This is a genomic window from Paenibacillus sp. FSL K6-2859 (assembly GCF_038008265.1).
GTDB lineage: Bacteria > Bacillota > Bacilli > Paenibacillales > Paenibacillaceae > Paenibacillus_AQ > Paenibacillus_AQ nitricinens.
In genome coordinates this window covers 6,813,916-6,832,155 of record NZ_JBBOYU010000001.1, presented here as the reverse complement: position 1 = coordinate 6,832,155, position 18,240 = coordinate 6,813,916, and the positions used below count along the sequence as shown (strand labels likewise).

The window sequence follows — 18,240 nt, the reverse complement described above, 5'->3', positions numbered from 1 at the left end:
CAACTAGAGAAGGGAAGAAACACATGAATAATAAGAAAATATGCAGGTTGTTGTTAACGCTGCTCGTGATGGCAACTTTATTGTCAGCATGTAGTAGGGCAACTTCCAGCAGTAATCCATTATCTTCGCGCCATAATTTAGTAGACGATAAGCCACAGGCTGGTGGAGTAGTTACCTACGGATTCTCCTCACCATTTACGGGTTTGTTTGAGCCTGCTTTTTATGAAGGGGAAGATGATTTTCATGTGCTGGAGTTTATTACTGAGCCGATGTTTCAGGTTAATGATGAACTAGTGACGGTTCCTAATATCGCCTCTTGGCAGGAATCTGATGATCATAAAGTATTTACCTTTAAAATTAAACCGGGCATCCGTTGGCATAATGGTGATGAATTAACGGTAGAGGATTGGAAATTCGCAATTGAAACGATTGCTAGTCCAGATTATACGGGCTCGCATTATTATAGTGTTGAAATGATTCAGGGTGCAGAAGCCTATCATGAGGGAGAAGCGAAGAGCATATCGGGATTGAAGGTCATAGATCCTTATACTTTGAAAATAACTGTAACGGCTGCACGGGTAAACACAATCGATAGTCTGTGGCCCTATCCGATGAATAAAAAATACTATACTGGAATTGCTGTTAAAGATATGCCTGAAAGTGACCAGATGCGAAAATCTCCTATAGGCATTGGTGCTTTTGAGGTTGAACATATTCAGCCTGGCCAGAGGGTAGAAATGAAACGTTTTGATCAATATTATAAGGGCAAAGCCCTATTGGATGGGATAGTGTATAAGGCATTTGACGATAAGGAAGTGACTAAACGCTTTCAAACAGGAGAAATCGATATAGAGTCAGCCCCTCGTGATGCTTATGATGATCTAAATAAACTGGAGAATGTAAACATCCTGCAAACTGCTGAGCTGGGCTATGAATATATAGGTTTTAAGTTCGGGCATTGGGATACGAAAACCGAAAAAATTGTAATGGATAACCCTAAATTTAAAGATAAAAGATTACGGCAAGCTATGTATTATGCTTTAGATCGTGAAGGAATCATTAAAGCATATTCCCACGGTCTAGCTGAGCCTATAGAGACTCCAATATCTAGCACTAGCTGGGCGAAGATTCCTGATACTGAGATTAATACTTATCTTTATAATCCTACTAAGGCTAAAGAACTGCTGGATGCTGCCGGGTTCTTGGATCTAGACGGTGATGGATTACGGGAAGACCCAAAGGGTCAGAAGCTGAAGATCCATTTTGATTCTATGCTAGGCAGTCAAACAGCAGAGCTACGTGCCAAAGCTATTTTAAGAAATTGGCGTGATGTTGGACTAGATGTACAGCTAAACGGTGGAGCATTAAAGGAATTCCACAACTTTTACGACGCAGTGGAAGCCGACGATCCGTCAATTGAACTCTTTTACGGAGTATGGGGGCTTGCGAGTGATCCCGATCCAACAGGTCTATGGAGAGAAAATGATCTATGGAACTATCCACGCTGGTCTTCAGAGCGGAATGAAGAGCTGATTCGTGAAGGCGTAAGTATGAAGGCATACGACATGGATTATCGTAAAGAAATATATTATGAGTGGCAGAAGCTGGTTAATGAAGAGGTACCTATGATCTTTTTTGCCGAACGAAAAGCCATTGTTCCAGTAAATAAGCGCCTACAGGCCGTTCGTGTGAATTCTATCAGTACGATTATAGACCCTTATAAATGGTGGATTAAGGAAGATGACGAAAAATAAAATAATAATTTTTTGTGAAAAGTGAAATCAAATTGTAGTTTCATTCGTCATATATAGTATGGAGGATGACGACGATGAAGAGACGGATAGTAGTGGGGGCAATCGCAGCTGTATTAGTCGTTGTCTTGATTGCGGTATGGAGGCCAACAGGGCTTGGTTTTAAACCGAATATTGACGCGGAATCAGCAGTGCTTCTAGATATGGATACCGGAGATATATGGGTGGATATTAATGGTGATGTACCCATGCCACCGGCCAGTGTATCTAAATTAATGACAGAAATGATTGTGCTGGATCAAATCTCCTCTGGAATGATTAGATGGGAGGATAGAGTCCCAATTAGTGCCTATGCAAGTAAAATGGGCGGCACAAGTCTCTCATTGAAGCGGGGAGAATTCTATACTATAAGGGAATTATTTGAAGGAGTCACTATATATTCTGCGAACGATGCTACTGTTGCATTGGCAGAGTATATGGCTGGTTCAGAAGTCTCTTTTGTGCTCATGATGAACGACAAGGCACGTAGTCTAGGTTTATCTACTCGCACAATATTTACTAATGCAACGGGACTATCAGGTAAGGATCTTGGTTTCACTGATCCGAATATGCATGTCAGCGGTGAGACAATGATGACAGCTCGTGATACCGCTAAACTGGCTGCCGCACTAATCTATCATCATCCGGATATTCTCAATATTTCCAGCCGTACACAAATGCATTTGAAGGATAAGGGGTTATATGTAAGTAATAGCAATTTCATGTTGCCAGCTATGGGTGGCATTTACGCTTATGAGGGTACAGATGGTTTAAAGACTGGACACAATACCCGGGCAGGATACTGCATTGCAGGCTCGGCTCAGCGGGACGGGCATAGGCTTATTGCAGTTGTTATGGGGGCAAAGACATATGAGAGCCGATTTGAAGGTGCAGCAAAATTATTTGATTACGGATTTTTTCGTGGTTTACAATCCGGAGATCGGGTTAAACATATGATGAATCCGCTCACAATTAGGAACTAAAGTCGGAGCGCCATACCAGTATTTATTACTTGGTTTGGTGCTTTTTCCCTATTCATGTCGTTATTTGTGGTTTCTTTTTATCCATTTAGTGATTACAATAGAAATATTGTTTTAGTCCTCATTATTTTAGAGCCGCCAAAAACTTTTTTTCTATAATTTTGAATGACCTGAATTTCCTGAAAGGGGGGACAATAAGATAATGGAATAAGGGACAGTTGATCGCCGTGAGAAATAAAGTCATGACTGCCTGATAAAGATTCAGGAAGCATTATATATATGGCAAGCAATTATTCTACAATAAAGAAGGAATCAAAAATGAAGCAATCAAAGATGAAAAAAATAAAGAAAAGATATATCGCCCTCATTGTTCTCGTTGTTATTATAGCGGGAGGCTTTCTGTTTCGGAATTCCCTGGCTGTATTAGCCTTCGACCTCTTTTTGTCTGATCGGGTTGAAACTAAGCTAAAGGAAGAATCTTACCAGCCACTCAAGGATGATAACAAGGTTAAGCCAGAACCGGTTGTGTACAAGAGCGATCCGTTCTCAATCATGCTCTTAGGTACCGATCAACGTGATAATGAAACGGCACGTTCAGATACCATGATGTACGCTGTTGTTCGTCCTGAGGACTATAAGATCCTGCTTATTTCTATTCCGCGTGATACGTATACGGAAATTATAGGTCATAAGGATAATAAAAAGGATAAGATTACACATGCCTATGCTTTTGGGGGGCAACAGATGGCCAAGGATTCCCTAGAAGCACTGCTTGGTCATGATATTCAATATTATGCGACAATAAATTTCCAAGGACTCAAGGATGCTGTAGATGCTATTGGAGGCGTTCCGCTGCCGATTAAGAAAGACATTGTGAACAAAGGTAAGGATCATGAAAAGTTTACAATTGAAGCTAACAAGTCGCTTTATAACGGACAAGAAGCACTGAACTATACGCGTTATCGTGAGGATAGTGACTTTAACCGTACCAAACGTCAACAGGTTTTTATTGATGTCGTAGCAAATAAAATGTTATCCATCAGTCAAATTGGCAACATTCCGAAGTTGTTGGATATTATGGGAGATAATTTCAAAACTGATATAGAGCCTTCGATGATCATCAGTCTAGCCAAAAAATTCATGGGCGGAAAAGGCATGGATATCTCAAGCTTCACAGTCATGGGCGAAGGTAAACGTATGGATGGTGTTTATTATGATATCGTTGATGAAGAGGATTTGAGTGAAGCTAAGGCGATGATCGACAACTGGATGAGTGCGGCAACACCTGTAGATCAGCTAATTGAGCCGGGAAAAGCAAGTAATGCACTGGAGCCTAAATCAACAGCAGTTACGCAATAATTCTAAAGTGGAGTTCAAACTCATATAATTAATTGCAGCAGCCATTCACATTCTTATGGCTGCTGCTTACTGTCTTCATGCTATAATGTATTGGAACTATTATTAAGCTGCCACGTATTAATAATTTTGCATGGCAGTAAAAGGAAGTTAAAGAACCGTAATTCCTTCGGAACTCTTTGAGGAGGATCAAGAGATGAATATTGCATTTTTTTTACTTCCGAAACAGGAAGTCGCTTGCGTAACGATCGATTCAACGCTACGCCAAACGTTGGAGAGGATGGAGTATCACCGTTATACTGCTGTCCCTATTCTTAACCGAAATGGAGAATATGCTGGTACGGTTACAGAGGGTGATCTGCTCTGGTATATGAAGGAATCCGAGGGCAAGGTTACTTTCGAGAACGCTTCAAAATTCTTGCTTAAAGATTTGCCGTTAAGAATGAATAACAGACCTGTCTCGATTGATGCGGATATGGAAGATCTGATTAATTTGGCTAAGGTACAGAACTTTGTTCCTGTAGTCGATGATATGAACCGGTTTATTGGCATCGTTCGCCGGAGTCAAGTCATAGAATATTGTGAGAAATTTGTATCAAAACAATCACAAGAGTCATTATAGCCCAATTTATTCGCGGTAATAGAAGCAATCGGAACAAGGCCTGTATTTCCGGCGATAACGGAAAGCAGGTCTTTTTTAAAAATGTAAGAAGTACTAGTTCATCCCTTGTTGAAGCATACTTAAGGTGCGCGGGGCGCCCTTGTGTGACACGGAATTTTTTATGCTATAATTGAGAATAAAGCTTTTTGCCGGAGGTAGAGAGACGTGTCCAATGTGCCGAAGGATCTGGATGTAGCTAAACGCGCCAAGGTGATTGAATGGTTAAAAACAGAAGTGATTGACCAAGTTTCTCGGTTATTTAAAGCGTTATGGGAAGGCAGTACTACCCGTGTGGGGGACAGCCTGGCTAGTTTGATTATGAGCTCTTATATTTTGGGCCGCAGACTAGGGATTCCTTATCGGCAATTAGATGACTTGCTACTCGAGAAGCTCAGAAAGCATAAGCAGGAAGGGCATCAACTGGAAGAATGGTATCAAGATATATCTGCTTTAGAAGAACATATGCGTAAGAGGTGAATACTGTTGAAATTTCGCTGGTCATCTGTGGCTTGGAGCGTAGCGTACTTACTTTTGCTGCTAAGTTTAACGACTCCATTGCTCATCATCACTACCCTATTTATGATTGTTCCGGCAGTAGTGTTATTCACTACGCTGAACACCAAACAATTCGTTCTACATGTATTACCGGTGTTGCTGATTGTTGGTCTGATTACACCTATTTATGTGCTGATCGCGGCGTATTTCTTAATACCTGCTCTGGTTATGGGACGTTGGTATAAAAGACATGCTTCAGCAGTATCTACCGTGATTGCAGGTACAGTTACGATTCTTGGAGAATTCCTGGTACTCTTATTACTCGGTACGGCGTTATTTAATTTTGATTTGTCTACCTATGTGAACGATGTGCTGCAGATGGTTAACTCGCCTCTGTCTGATCTGGGTACCGCTAATCCACTGTTTACGGACCTTGGTTTTACGACTGAGGATGTAAACAAGCTAAGTCATATGACGGTTCAAATGATCCCAATGACTCTAATCGTAAGCTCTTTCATGATAGCTGTCATTACGCATTCTATTGTTCGTCCGATTCTGAACAGCATGAATTATGCAGTGCCTAAGATGAAGCCTGCTCGTGAATGGAGACTTTCGAGATCGTTTATTTGGTATTATTTGATTGGTGTGGTTCTTCAGCTCTTCTTCTCAGGATCAGAGAATAATTACATCCTCATGATTTCTGCCAATCTACTGCCGTTGCTGCGAATTGGCTTTATGATTCAGGCGATTGGATTTTTCTTCTTCCTGGCGCATGAACGCAAATGGAACAAGATGGTTGCCATTTTGCTAGCAATACCGGTCATTTTGCTGCCGCCGCTACGCATTATCGGTATTATTGATCTTGCTTTCCCGCTGCGGGAGTATGTGACGAAATCGAAACGATAGGGTGAGAGTTCATGCCTAAATTTCTGCAAAGACGCTGGCACGGCTATCATACCGTATGGGCGTTCATGCTGCTGTTGGCCCTTATTATAATTGTTAGTATTTATAACTGGGCTCTTGGGGTCGTCAGCCTGTTTCTGGCAGGTACATTATGCTTCTATATGCTAAAGACGGAGATTTCGTTCCGCCGCAATCTGGTGGAATATATTAATGGATTAACTTTTCGTATTAAGCGAGTGGAGGGAGAAGCAGTGAGTATGCTGCCCCTCGGTATCATTCTGTTTAGCGAAGATCGAACGGTAGAATGGAATAACCGCTACGCGGGTGATATTTTTGCGCGCAAGTCTTTAGTGGGAGAACCGCTACTGGAATTGCTGCCGGATATGCAGTCTTTTTTTACGACAAATGTCTCGGGAAAACGGGATGTCCACAAAGAAGGCGTACTGCATGACACTCGCCTTGAGCTCACTGTGGATGAACGATTTTATCAAGCCGTCATTATTCCAAGTGAACGTATTCTTTACATGTATGACATCACTGAGCTTGTGGTGCTACGGGAACGTTATGAGGATGAGAAGCTGGCGATTGGCATAGTGATGATGGATAATCTAGATGAATCTGCTCAAGGAATGGATGATCAACAGCGCACTTCTCTGATCGCTAAGGTAGCAAGTGAGATCACCGAATGGAGTAAACAGTTTGAAGTTTACCTGCGGCGTCTGTCGTCTGAGCGGTATCTAATGCTACTTAATCATCGCAGTCTGCAAGCTCTGGAAGAAAGTCGTTTCGTTATTCTTGATGAGATTAGGGAAATGACGGCCGACCTTAAAGTGCCAATGACACTGAGTATTGGTATGGCTTTTGGAGCGGACTCTGCAAGCGAGCTAGGTGCCTTAGCACAATCCAGTTTGGACATGGCGCTCGGCCGAGGTGGAGATCAGGCTGCGGTAAAAGCAGGTCAGAGGTTGTCTTTTTACGGTGGAAAGAGTAATGCAGCGGAGAAGCGTACACGAGTGCGGGCACGAGTCATTGCGCATGCGCTGCGTGATTTAATGCAGGAGAGCGACCGTGTGCTGATCCTCGGTCACCGGACACCAGATATCGATGCTGTTGGTGCTGCGATAGGCCTTCTGAGAGCCGCACAGATGTATAATGTAGAGGCTAGCATTGTGATGGAGACGCCTAATCCTTCCATAACGAACATGATGGAGCAGATTCGGAAAGATGATGAATTGTATAAGTCATTCATCACAACGGAGCAGTCTTTACAAGTGATGACGGAGCATACACTGCTTATTGTTGTGGACACCCATAAGGCGTCTATGACAATGGAACCGCGGCTTGTGCAATATGCGAGTAGAATCGTGGTGGTGGATCATCACCGTAGAGGTGAAGAGTTCATCAACGATGCTGTACTTGTCTATTTAGAGCCTTATGCTTCATCAACCTGTGAGCTGGTGACAGAGTTGCTTCAATATATCCATGAGAAGGTAAAGATTAGTCCATTGGATGCTACAATGCTTTTAGCGGGAATTACTGTAGATACGAAGCACTTTGCACTGCATACAGGCTCACGTACATTTGAAGCTGCAGGGTTTCTGCGCCGAAATGGTGCGGATACCGTTCTTATTCAGCGTATGCTGAAGGAGGATTTACAGGAGTATATTTCAAAAGCCGAGATTATCAAACATGCGCGTATGATTTATGATCAAATCGCATTAGTCGTTACGGCACCAGGTATGAAGATTCCACAGCTACTTATCGCTCAGACTGCGGATACATTACTTGGGATGACAAACGTAGTTGCTTCATTTGTCATTAGCGAGCGACCAGACGGCCTGATAAGCATTAGTGCTCGATCACTTGGGCGTATGAACGTACAGGTCGTGATGGAAAAAATGGGTGGCGGTGGGCATCTATCGAACGCCGCCGTACAGCTAGAAGGAACATGTAAAGAAGCAGAAGCCAGACTGCTGCAGGTGCTGGCTGAAATCGAATCGAAAGAGGGTTTATTCGAATGAAGGTCATTTTCATAAAAGATGTTAAGGGTCAAGGTAAAAAAGGTCAGGTTAAAGAGGTATCCGAAGGTTATGCTTCGAACTTCCTATTACCACGTGGATTAGTTCGTCCGGCAACGGAAGGTAATGTGAAGACGCTTGAGAATCAAGCAGCTGCTGAACAACGCCGTAAAGATAACGAAAAAGAAGAAGCTCAGCAACTGGGCAAGAAGATAGATGAGCTTACCTTGACTATGAAAGCAAAAGCAGGTGAAGGCGGCCGTCTATTCGGCGCAATCACGAGCAAACAAATTGCTGAAACGCTAGCTGCCACGCAAAGCATTTCCATTGATAAGCGCAAGATTGAGCTAGGAGAGCCGATTCGTCATTTGGGAGTATTTCAAGTAAGTATAAAACTACACACTGAAGTAAAGGCTACCCTTAAGGTTCAGGTAACGGAGGAGTAACATGGGTGGAGATCTCTTTTTCGATCGGGTTCCCCCGCAGAATCTTGAGGCGGAGCAAGCGGTAATTGGTGCTGTTCTGTTGCAGGATGAAGCGCTCATTACTGCAATGGAACGGGTGAATACCGAAGACTTCTACGATAAAGCGCATCAAATGATTTTTGAGGCGATGGTGCAGCTCGGAGAAGAGAGCCAGCCGATTGATCTTGTTACGCTTACTTCTAGACTGCAGGACAAGGGAGAACTCGAAGATATTGGTGGTGTTAGCTATCTAGCTAAGCTGGCGCATGCTGTGCCTACTGCGGCTAACGTAGAATACTACGCGCAGATTATTGAAGAAAAGGCTATGCTACGGCGTTTGATTCGTACAGCGACGCAGATCGTAAGCGAGGGTTACACCGGTGGCGAAGATGTAGCCGATATGCTGAGTGATGCAGAACGGCGAATTCTTGAAATCTCAAACCGGCGTAGCGGCAGTGGATTTATCGCAATCCGCGATGTATTGATGGAGGTATTTGATAAGGTTGAACTCCTTCATCAGAATAAAGATAAGGGTGGCATGTCAGGTATTCCAACGGGATTTGTGGATTTAGACCATATGACTAATGGATTCCAGCGCAATGATTTGATCATTGTTGCAGCCCGTCCTTCTGTAGGTAAGACAGCATTCGCGCTAAATATTGCTCAGAATGTGGCCGTACGTGCCAAAGAGACGGTTGCCATATTTAGTCTGGAAATGTCTGCGCCGCAGCTAGTTCAACGGATGATTTGTGCCGAAGCTAATCTGGATGCGAATACTATGCGTACCGGTGACTTCAAGAGTGATGATGATTGGTCGAAGCTGACTATGGGCATTCAGTCCCTATCGGAGGCGGAGATTTATATCGATGATACAGCAGGGATTACTGTAACGGATATTCGTGCAAAATGCCGGAGGCTCAAGAAGGAAAAGGGCCTGGGGATGATTGTCATTGACTACTTGCAGCTCATTCAGGGCCGCGGTAAAGGCGGGGAAAACCGTCAGCAGGAAGTATCGGATATATCCCGTACACTGAAGCAGATTGCCCGCGAATTGGACGTGCCGGTTATCGCCCTGTCGCAGCTTAGCCGGGGTGTGGAGCAGCGTCAGGATAAACGACCGATGATGAGTGACTTGCGTGAATCCGGTTCTATCGAGCAGGATGCCGACATTGTTGCGTTCCTGTATCGTGACGACTATTACAATCAGGACACTGAGAAGAAAAATATTATTGAAATTATTATAGCTAAACAGCGTAATGGTCCCGTTGGGACAGTAGAGCTTGTCTTCCTCAAAAATTTCAACAAGTTCGTTAACTACGAGCGAGCACATGCAGAACCATTTGCTGGGTAACCTGTCATGTATGATATCCGAACGATTGCACATTTCTTTGTGTAATCGTTCGTTTTATTTGACTTTGAAAAAAACGGCTGTTACACTGAGTATTGTCCTTTAGTGGGTAAATCCGCTTGGAGTCCGGAGGGCTACGTACATAAGAATGACGTACAGGGCCCATATTATGAAAAATAATGGTGCTGGCTAGCACCTACGGAGGAATGAACATGTCAACGGTAGTCGTCGTGGGAACACAATGGGGAGACGAAGGTAAAGGGAAAATCACTGACTTTCTAGCGGAAAGTGCAGATGTGGTTGCCCGTTATCAAGGGGGCAATAATGCCGGTCACACGATTCTGATTGACGGTGAGAAGTTTAAGCTCAGCTTAATCCCTTCTGGTGTATTTTATAAAGAAAAGACTTGTGTGATTGGTAACGGGATGGTTATTAATCCAGCTGCCTTGATCCAAGAAATTAATTATATTCACGAGAACGGTTTTGACACTAAGAACTTAGTGATCAGCGATCGTGCTCATGTTATTATGCCTTATCACATGGTACTGGATGCTCTGGAAGAAGACCGCAAGGGTCCGAACAAGATTGGTACAACACGCAAAGGTATCGGTCCATGTTACATGGATAAGGCCGCACGTAACGGTATCCGTATTGCTGACCTGATGGACGCTGAGGAATTCGAATTGAGACTTCGTCACTTGATGGAAGAGAAGAACCAAGTGATTACTCAAGTATATGGCGCGGAAGCTCTTGACGTTGAAGAGATTCTGACTCAGTACCTGGAATATGCGGAAGTGCTACGTAATTATGTGACAGATACGTCGGTCATTCTTAATGAAGCTATTGATGCAGACCGCAAAGTATTGTTTGAAGGTGCACAAGGGGTAATGCTTGATATCGATCAAGGTACGTATCCGTTTGTTACTTCTTCTAACCCTTCTGCAGGTGGCGTATGCATAGGTTCTGGTGTTGGACCTTCTAAGATTAAACAGGTTATCGGGGTTGCTAAAGCCTACACTACTCGTGTTGGAGATGGCCCGTTCCCTACAGAACTGAATGATGCAACGGGTGATTATATCCGTGAAACAGGTCATGAATATGGCACAGTTACAGGACGTGCTCGTCGTGTAGGTTGGTTCGACAGTGTTGTTGTAAGTCACGCTCGTCGTGTAAGTGGAATCACAGGCTTGTCTCTTAACTCGCTGGATGTGCTGAGCGGACTTGAGACTGTGAAGATCTGCACAGGCTACAAATACCGTGGTGAAGTAATCACGCATTACCCAGCTAGCCTTAAGATGCTGGCAGAGTGTGAAGCGGTATATGAGGAGCTTCCAGGTTGGAGCGAAGATATTACTTCGGCAAAAACATTGGACGATCTGCCAGCAAATACACGCAGATATGTTGAACGTGTGTCTGAGCTTACAGGGATTCCGATCGCCATCTTCTCAGTAGGCCGTAACCGTGAGCAGACGAATCAAGTAACGCCAATTTATATTTAAATAAATTTAGTTATTTATAAGGGACCTCGCGAGAGGTCTCTTTTTTATGTTTACTTTTATGCGTATGTTTCCCGAAGCCGGTTCTAGTCAATACTGAAACTATAGAAAAACATGGAAAAAATATACCAGATAGACTTGGACATAGGTGAGAGGAGAGAAGAAATGAAGATCGTGAAGCGTGCACTGGGAGTATGTCTAATTGTAGTACTCGCAAGTACACTTTCAATTCTAACTACAGGCGTGGTTGTAAATGCTTATATTCAGTCGGTGCTGGCAAGCTTCGATATTAAAGTGGATAGTCCAGGCCCAGGTTTAGGCGGGATGGTCAAGAGTATGATTGGCATGGATAGCCAATCGGATACCAATAAAGTAAATAAAGAAGCGACGACAACAGGCAGCACGGTAACCAAGGATAAAGATAACAGTAAGGATACACCTGAAAAAGGGGAGCCGGTGGAGGAAAAAGCACCCGAGGATGCTTTACCGGTTATGGGCCAAGCCTCAAATGAGTCTTCTACTAACGAAAGCCAGAGCGGGAGTTTCGAGGACCAAAAATTGGTAATGACACCTGAGGCAATAGGTGACTTAAAAGATAATCTTCCTTCAGCGGAGAAGGTAAATATATTCAATATCTTGATGTCCAAGCTACCGCAGGATGAGATGCAGAAAATTTCCACAGCTATGGAGGATGGATTAACAGAGGATGAGGTTAAGGAGCTGCAACAAGTCATTGCCAAATATGTTGATCCTGATGAATACGAGAGTATAATGAAAATGCTTACACCAACTACAGGAACTCTACAGCAACCATAGTAATTGTCAATTTATAGACACAAGAAAAAGGCTAAATTTTCATATTAGCGCAAAAAACCCGCGTATTTCGTGGGTTTTTTTATGTATACAAAGTTGAAATTTTTTGCTCAGCTATGGTACATTAGACAAGGATGTCAAAGGGTTAATTTTTTGTAACCTTTTTGAGGGTCCATTAGAAGCAGGAATTTAGAACTAGGATAAGTAGAAACATTCATGGTCGTAATCTATATAATCGAGATCGTACAACTAGCTTGGCCGTTCATATCAGATGACAGAGCGGACTGAAAGGGAGAGTTTCATGAAGGGATTTAAGTTCATGCGCCGGATGGGGAAACTGCGGGATATTGACACAGCAGAATCCGGAGCAGATGTTCAGCAGAGCCACAATTTCGATCACGACTCCACACACTTTCATCAAGAAAAAGGGACTCGTAGATTCCGGCGCTCTTGGATCTTGGGAGCTGTTGGCATGGTACTTCTAACCACTGTGTTAATCGGTGCAGAGAAAAAGTATGTAGCAGCCAATACCGAAACCTACTACCAAGTATTGGTGAAGGGGAAGGAGATCGGGAAGCTTAACGATCAGGCACAGCTTAACCAGCTGTATGATAAGAAGCAACAGGAATATCAGGATAAGTATCCGGCTTCAACGATGGTGCTTCAGACAGAAGGCATTACAATTAAACAGGAGAAAGCGTACAAGCCGGAAGTTGATAGTGAAGCAACGCTTAATAAATTAGATGGTATGCTGAAGGCCTATGCTGTAGGTGTGGAATTAATGGTAGATGGCAAAGCCGTTGGCATTGTTAAGGATCAAGAGACCGCAAATGCGGTACTCGAAGGGGTCAAGAATCATTATGTTCCACAAACTGAAGTAGCAACAGCGAGTAAGCTCACAAGAACGGCTGCCTCAAGCTCAAGCGCTGCGAAAGCGAAAGCTGCTAAACAAGTGGAGTCCGTTAAGATTAGTGAAGAGGTCTCTATTGTTCCTGTGAAGACAGATCCTAACAAAGTGTTGGATGTGGAGGAAGCAGTCAAGACACTTACCGAGGGTAAAGAAGCGCCACTTCTTTATACCGTTCAAGAGGGCGATACGATTTCGGGGATTGCTAAACGGTTTGAAATTACACAAAAAGAGGTCTACAGTAACAACCCGGATGTGAAAGAGCTAACGTTGAAGATTGGAGATACACTGAAGCTGAAGGTACCACAGCCAGATGTTACAGTTGTTACTGTAGAGCAAGTGTCAGAGCAGGTGGTTACTGAGCCTGAAGTGATCGTACGGAAGAGCGACCAGTTACCAGCAGGCAAAAGTAAGGTCGTTCGTCCAGGACAAACGGGCCTTAAAGAAATGCAGTACCGGTTAACAAAGAAAAACGGAATGGTCGTACAAGAAGAGTGGTTGGGTCAGACCGTTATTAAATCTTCTCTTCCTGAAGTGGTTTATCGGGGTACAAAGGTAGTTGGTGAAGGAACAGGCATGTTCAGTTGGCCAGTAAGCGGAGCAACCCTTACTAGTAGTTTCGGTGAGCGCTGGAGCCGTGCTCATAAGGGTCTAGATATGGTATCTGGCAACCGGAACATTAAAGCCTCTGATGCCGGAACTGTAATCTTTGCTGGTGTGAAGAGTGGATATGGAAATGTGGTTATTGTGGATCACCGTAACGGATACGAAACCTATTATGGCCACTTAAACAGCATCTCCGTTTCTACGGGACAGCGTTTGGAGCAAGGCGCCAAAATTGGTGTAATGGGCAATACTGGACGCTCGACAGGAACACATCTGCATTTTGAGATTCGGAAGAATGGCACTGCAGTAAATCCAATGAAGTATTTGCGATAATTCATACATTAACCTCAACTGCTCGATTAAACTCGAGCGGTTTTATTTTTTTAAAATATAGGAATGACGATATAGCTGTTTCATTTTGCTGGGGAAGCCGATTCCTTATTTCGTAGGATGTGACGTTAAGACAGGTATGTTAAAATAAAGGAATGATCTTTAAGTAGGGATAGGAAGGTGAAGCTGAGACATGCAGATGGGAACGATTCTGGTAGTAGACGATGAACAGCCTATTGCTGATATATTGAAGTTTAATCTAGAAAAAGAAGGCTACGAGGTTATTTGTGCTTTTGATGGTAACAGTGCAGTAGAATTGGCATTGTCCAAAAAGCCTGATCTAATGCTGCTTGATCTTATGCTGCCTGGTAAGGACGGGATGGATGTTTGTCGTGAGGTTCGTTCTGCACATTTGGATATTCCTATCATTATGCTTACTGCCAAAGACGGAGAGATTGATAAGGTGCTTGGTCTAGAGCTTGGTGCGGATGACTATGTGACCAAACCTTTTAGTACACGTGAGCTACTCGCCAGAGTGAAAGCCCAAATGCGGAGACAGCACAAACCGTCACCGCCGGGAACGGCGAATGAACCTGCAGAGACTAGACAGGGTATTTACCATTTTGATCTATTTATTGATACAGATATGTATCTGGTATATAAGGGTGGGGAGCCGCTTGATTTGACCCATCGTGAATATGAGTTGCTCTACTATATGATTAAACATGCGGGTAAGGTAATGACCCGGGAGCATTTACTGCAGGCCGTGTGGGGATTCGAGTATTTCGGCGATGTGCGGACCGTTGACGTGACGATCCGTCGTTTAAGAGAGAAAATTGAGGAGAATCCCAGCAAGCCGGAATATATTTATACTCGGCGCGGACTTGGCTATTTGATGCATAGCCCTAAAAGCGGAGGATTGTGATGAAATGGTGGTCCTTTTTCCGGACAATTCAGGCCAAGCTTATTATTATTTATGTGCTGCTGATTCTGATAGCTATGCAGTTAATTGGAGTCTATTTTGTCAGTTCGATGAAGAACTCGTTAACGGATAACTTCACGAAGGATCTTAAAGCACGTGCGGAGATGCTGTCCATCCTGACTGCTGATAAATTTGGCAGTGAAGCTGGCACCGCGGACGAGGAAACGGCAGTAGAAAGTCTGCGCGGTATGGTTAATAATCTTTACATTAACGGGGCTGAAATTCAAGTGCTTGATGCCAGCGGCAAAATCATTACCACCTCCGTGCCCTCGCAAAATGACTATGTCGGACAGCGCAATACTCAGACCGTAGTCAATCGCGCCTTGCAGGGGATCAGCGATAATGAAGAATATATTATTGCCGATGATAATGTTCGAAAAAAGGTTGTGGCCAAGCCGGTACTTTCCGGTGACAAGGTAGTAGGTGCAATCTATATTGCTGCTGACATGAAGGATTTATATGCGACTATGGGCAGGATCAACAGTGTATTCATCTCTGGTTTGCTGTTAGCCTTGGGACTGACGGTTGTCCTATGTGTTATTCTTGCACACACCATTACGCAGCCGATTAAAGAAATGACTAGGCATGCAACAGCTGTTGCTGAGGGTCGGTTCAATCGAAAAATGCCCGTACTCGGCAACGATGAAATTGGACAACTCAGTCAGGCATTCAATTATATGACCGGCAGATTGCGTGAGGCGCTCTCTCAGAATGAGGAAGAGAAAGAGAAGCTTACCTCTATTTTGACGAATATGAGCGACGGTGTGGTAGCCACGGATGAGAATGGTGTAGTCATTCTTATGAACCTTCGAGCAGCACTTATGCTGGGAACAGAAGGTCCGTTGCCGGAAGGTGCCCCCCTGGATAAATTGCTAGGTCTTGATTATGAGCAGAGCGGTTCCTTGGCTAAAGGCAATGCCCAGTCTGCAATGCTGCATCTGACACATATGGGTGGAGAAGATTCTAATATCGTGAGAGTTACGTTTACTCCGATTCATCGCCGTGAAGGCGGCATTGCCGGTACGATTGCTGTACTGCAGGATGTAACTGAGCAAGAGAACCTGGAGGAATCACGCCGAGAGTTCGTTGCGAACGTTTCGCATGAGCTAAGAACGCCACTTACAACGATTAAGAGCTATGTGGAGGCACTTGATGATGGAGCGCTTGAGGATCCGCAGTTAGCGGTTCGTTTTGTTGGGGTTATTCGTAACGAAACCGAGCGTATGATTCGTCTGGTTACAGATCTACTGCATCTTTCGCGTCTGGATTCCAAGGAGGCACTTCTCAGAATTCAGCAGACGGATATTACAGAGATGCTGGAGGATGTAGCAGACCGCTTTTCTTTTCAGATTCGGCAGAAGCGGATCGACATTAGTACAAGGGTCCGTAGGGATGTCAGCACAGCATGGCTCGATCGTGATCAAATTGATCAGGTCTTGGGGAATTTGGTCTCCAATGCATTAAAATATACGCCAGAAGGCGGTACGATTGAATTGGAAGCCATGAAAAGTGAGGATGGAATGCTCTCCATTTCTGTACGTGATTCCGGGATTGGTATTCCGAAGAAAGACATCGAGCGGATCTTTGAACGGTTTTATCGGGTGGATAAGGCGCGCTCACGGAATATGGGAGGCACCGGACTTGGCCTTTCCATTGCCCGGGAAATTGTGAAAGCCCATGGAGGCTCTATTTCCCTGCAATCCGAGCTTAATGAAGGCTCTAAGGTAACCTTTACGCTACCTCTGAATGCGCAAAGGGGGAGTGAGACATGAAGGAGAGATTGAAGTCATGGATTCTAGCCTTGCTCGTGCTGGGAAGCCTTGTTGAGAGTTACTATTTGATTTACCGCTTGCCTGGTGCAGACTCTGCGGTACTCTCCGAGAATCTATATGTGAAGACAGACAATATGGGACCGGAGGAAAAGGTCGAGAACCTGCTGTACCCTGATAAAATGATCATCCATATGGGCGAAAACAAGCATACGCTTTTTTATCCAGACTCAACGTTCTATAGCTTGATTATGAATCGGCTAAAAGGGCGTGGATTTGAAAGCTTCCAGCGGCACTCGGTACAGGATTATGACTGGGATAAGATTCGCAATGAGAATCCGGGGATTGAGCTTTCGTTCGGATCCGGCATTCCGGTAACGTTACTTCAGCGGGTTATGCAGCTGTCACCTGATTCCCTATTTGAAGGAGAAAGCATCGATCGCATTTGGATCTATAACATTAAGAATGATTCCAAAGCGCATGCTATTTTCTTCAGCACGAGAGGCGACATTATATATGAAGCAGCAAAAGCGGATTTAACTGTGCAAGACGTGCAGCAGCATGTGGATTTCGGCAAGAATTGGACGCCTTACAAGTCCGTAGATGGTGATTATTATGTGCCAGACAGCAAGATTTCTCTGGTTCAGGTTGAGATGCCTTCAGGCATGTATACCATAGAACAGATGCAGAACAATCTTTTCTTCGATGTTGGAAGCACTAGATATATTCGCGAGAAAAATGGCTCGGAGATTTATACGGATAGCAAACGGAGTCTTCAGGTCGATAAGGAACGGAATTGGATGAGCTATAGCGATCCTGCCGCGCTTCCAGCCGGAGACAGTACACCTGCCAAGGATGCGCTTGAAGCTGTGGAATTTGTGAACCAACATGGTGGATGGAATGGAACCTATCGTCTTGAAGCCACAGAGGAGGGGAGACAGGAGAGAAAGGTCTCTTTTCAACAATATTATGGCTCCTATCCATATGGTTCCTATCCGATCATGAGTAATTCGCAGCTGCAGTATGGTGTTATTAATCTGGAATTGCAGCAAGGCACCGTATCCTCTTATGAACGCTCGTTAATCTATATTGATGAGAGTAAAGCAGTGAAGAAAATCGTAGAGCTATCTGGAGGCGTGGAGCTAGAAAGTCAATTGTCTGCGGTTAGCAAAACTTCGGCAGTGAAGGATTTAACGCCTGCGTATGTACCTGTAGTGAAAGAAGAAAAGCTGCAACTACTTCCAGTCTGGAAGGTTACACTTATTGACGGCAGCGTTCTTACATTAAATTAATGTACAAGTTGTTCATATAACATTTAGGAG

General features: G+C 44.0%; 15 protein-coding genes. All 15 read left to right on the top strand.

Translation table 11 applies throughout. From position 1 onward, the window contains the following. Positions 1-23: 23 nt before the first annotated feature. Positions 24-1,754 carry an oligopeptide ABC transporter substrate-binding protein gene (gene opp4A, locus MHB64_RS30420; protein WP_341136028.1) on the top strand — a complete coding sequence of 577 codons (1,731 nt, stop codon included), beginning with the start codon at positions 24-26 and terminating at the stop codon, positions 1,752-1,754. A gap of 74 nt (positions 1,755-1,828) precedes the next feature. After that, positions 1,829-2,773: a D-alanyl-D-alanine carboxypeptidase family protein gene (locus MHB64_RS30415; protein ID WP_341136027.1), complete on the top strand. Its 945-nt coding sequence runs from the start codon at positions 1,829-1,831 to the stop codon at positions 2,771-2,773. 315 nt (positions 2,774-3,088) lie between these two features. Then, a complete protein-coding gene (locus MHB64_RS30410) occupies positions 3,089-4,129 on the top strand; it encodes an LCP family protein (protein ID WP_179281570.1) in 1,041 nt (346 codons plus the stop codon). Positions 4,130-4,322: 193 nt separating this feature from the next. Further along, the gene (locus MHB64_RS30405) at positions 4,323-4,748 is read left to right on the top strand and encodes a CBS domain-containing protein (RefSeq protein WP_042193039.1); all 426 of its coding nucleotides are present in this window, start codon (positions 4,323-4,325) and stop codon (positions 4,746-4,748) included. Positions 4,749-4,961: 213 nt separating this feature from the next. Next, positions 4,962-5,264 (top strand): MazG-like family protein, encoded by a 303-nt coding sequence (locus tag MHB64_RS30400; protein WP_170880353.1) that lies wholly within the window; start codon positions 4,962-4,964, stop codon positions 5,262-5,264. 6 nt (positions 5,265-5,270) lie between these two features. Continuing rightward, complete coding sequence (locus MHB64_RS30395) at positions 5,271-6,188, top strand: DUF2232 domain-containing protein (protein ID WP_094869736.1); 918 nt, start codon at positions 5,271-5,273, stop codon at positions 6,186-6,188. Positions 6,189-6,199: 11 nt separating this feature from the next. Continuing rightward, complete coding sequence (locus MHB64_RS30390) at positions 6,200-8,206, top strand: DHH family phosphoesterase (protein WP_094869737.1); 2,007 nt, start codon at positions 6,200-6,202, stop codon at positions 8,204-8,206. After that, the gene (gene rplI / locus MHB64_RS30385) at positions 8,203-8,649 is read left to right on the top strand and encodes a 50S ribosomal protein L9 (protein WP_094869738.1); all 447 of its coding nucleotides are present in this window, start codon (positions 8,203-8,205) and stop codon (positions 8,647-8,649) included. Before MHB64_RS30390 ends, rplI begins: the two co-directional genes overlap by 4 nt. A gap of 1 nt (position 8,650) precedes the next feature. Further along, on the top strand, positions 8,651-10,018 hold the full coding sequence (gene dnaB / locus MHB64_RS30380) for a replicative DNA helicase (protein WP_042131710.1): 1,368 nt from the start codon (positions 8,651-8,653) through the stop codon (positions 10,016-10,018). 209 nt (positions 10,019-10,227) lie between these two features. Next, positions 10,228-11,514 carry an adenylosuccinate synthase gene (locus tag MHB64_RS30375; protein ID WP_060626292.1) on the top strand — a complete coding sequence of 429 codons (1,287 nt, stop codon included), beginning with the start codon at positions 10,228-10,230 and terminating at the stop codon, positions 11,512-11,514. A 162-nt stretch (positions 11,515-11,676) separates the two neighbouring features. Then, complete coding sequence (locus MHB64_RS30370; protein WP_341136026.1) at positions 11,677-12,327, top strand: hypothetical protein; 651 nt, start codon at positions 11,677-11,679, stop codon at positions 12,325-12,327. A 298-nt stretch (positions 12,328-12,625) separates the two neighbouring features. After that, positions 12,626-14,170, top strand: a complete 1,545-nt coding sequence (locus MHB64_RS30365; protein WP_094876556.1) for a M23 family metallopeptidase — start codon at positions 12,626-12,628, stop codon at positions 14,168-14,170. A 190-nt stretch (positions 14,171-14,360) separates the two neighbouring features. Beyond that, positions 14,361-15,092 carry a response regulator YycF gene (gene yycF, locus MHB64_RS30360; RefSeq protein ID WP_094869741.1) on the top strand — a complete coding sequence of 244 codons (732 nt, stop codon included), beginning with the start codon at positions 14,361-14,363 and terminating at the stop codon, positions 15,090-15,092. Beyond that, positions 15,092-16,921, top strand: coding sequence for a cell wall metabolism sensor histidine kinase WalK (gene walK, locus MHB64_RS30355; RefSeq protein WP_094869742.1), 1,830 nt, complete (start codon positions 15,092-15,094; stop codon positions 16,919-16,921). The genes yycF and walK overlap by 1 nt, the downstream gene beginning before the upstream one ends. After that, positions 16,918-18,210, top strand: a complete 1,293-nt coding sequence (locus MHB64_RS30350; protein ID WP_094869743.1) for a YycH family regulatory protein — start codon at positions 16,918-16,920, stop codon at positions 18,208-18,210. The genes walK and MHB64_RS30350 overlap by 4 nt, the downstream gene beginning before the upstream one ends. Positions 18,211-18,240 lie beyond the last annotated feature (30 nt).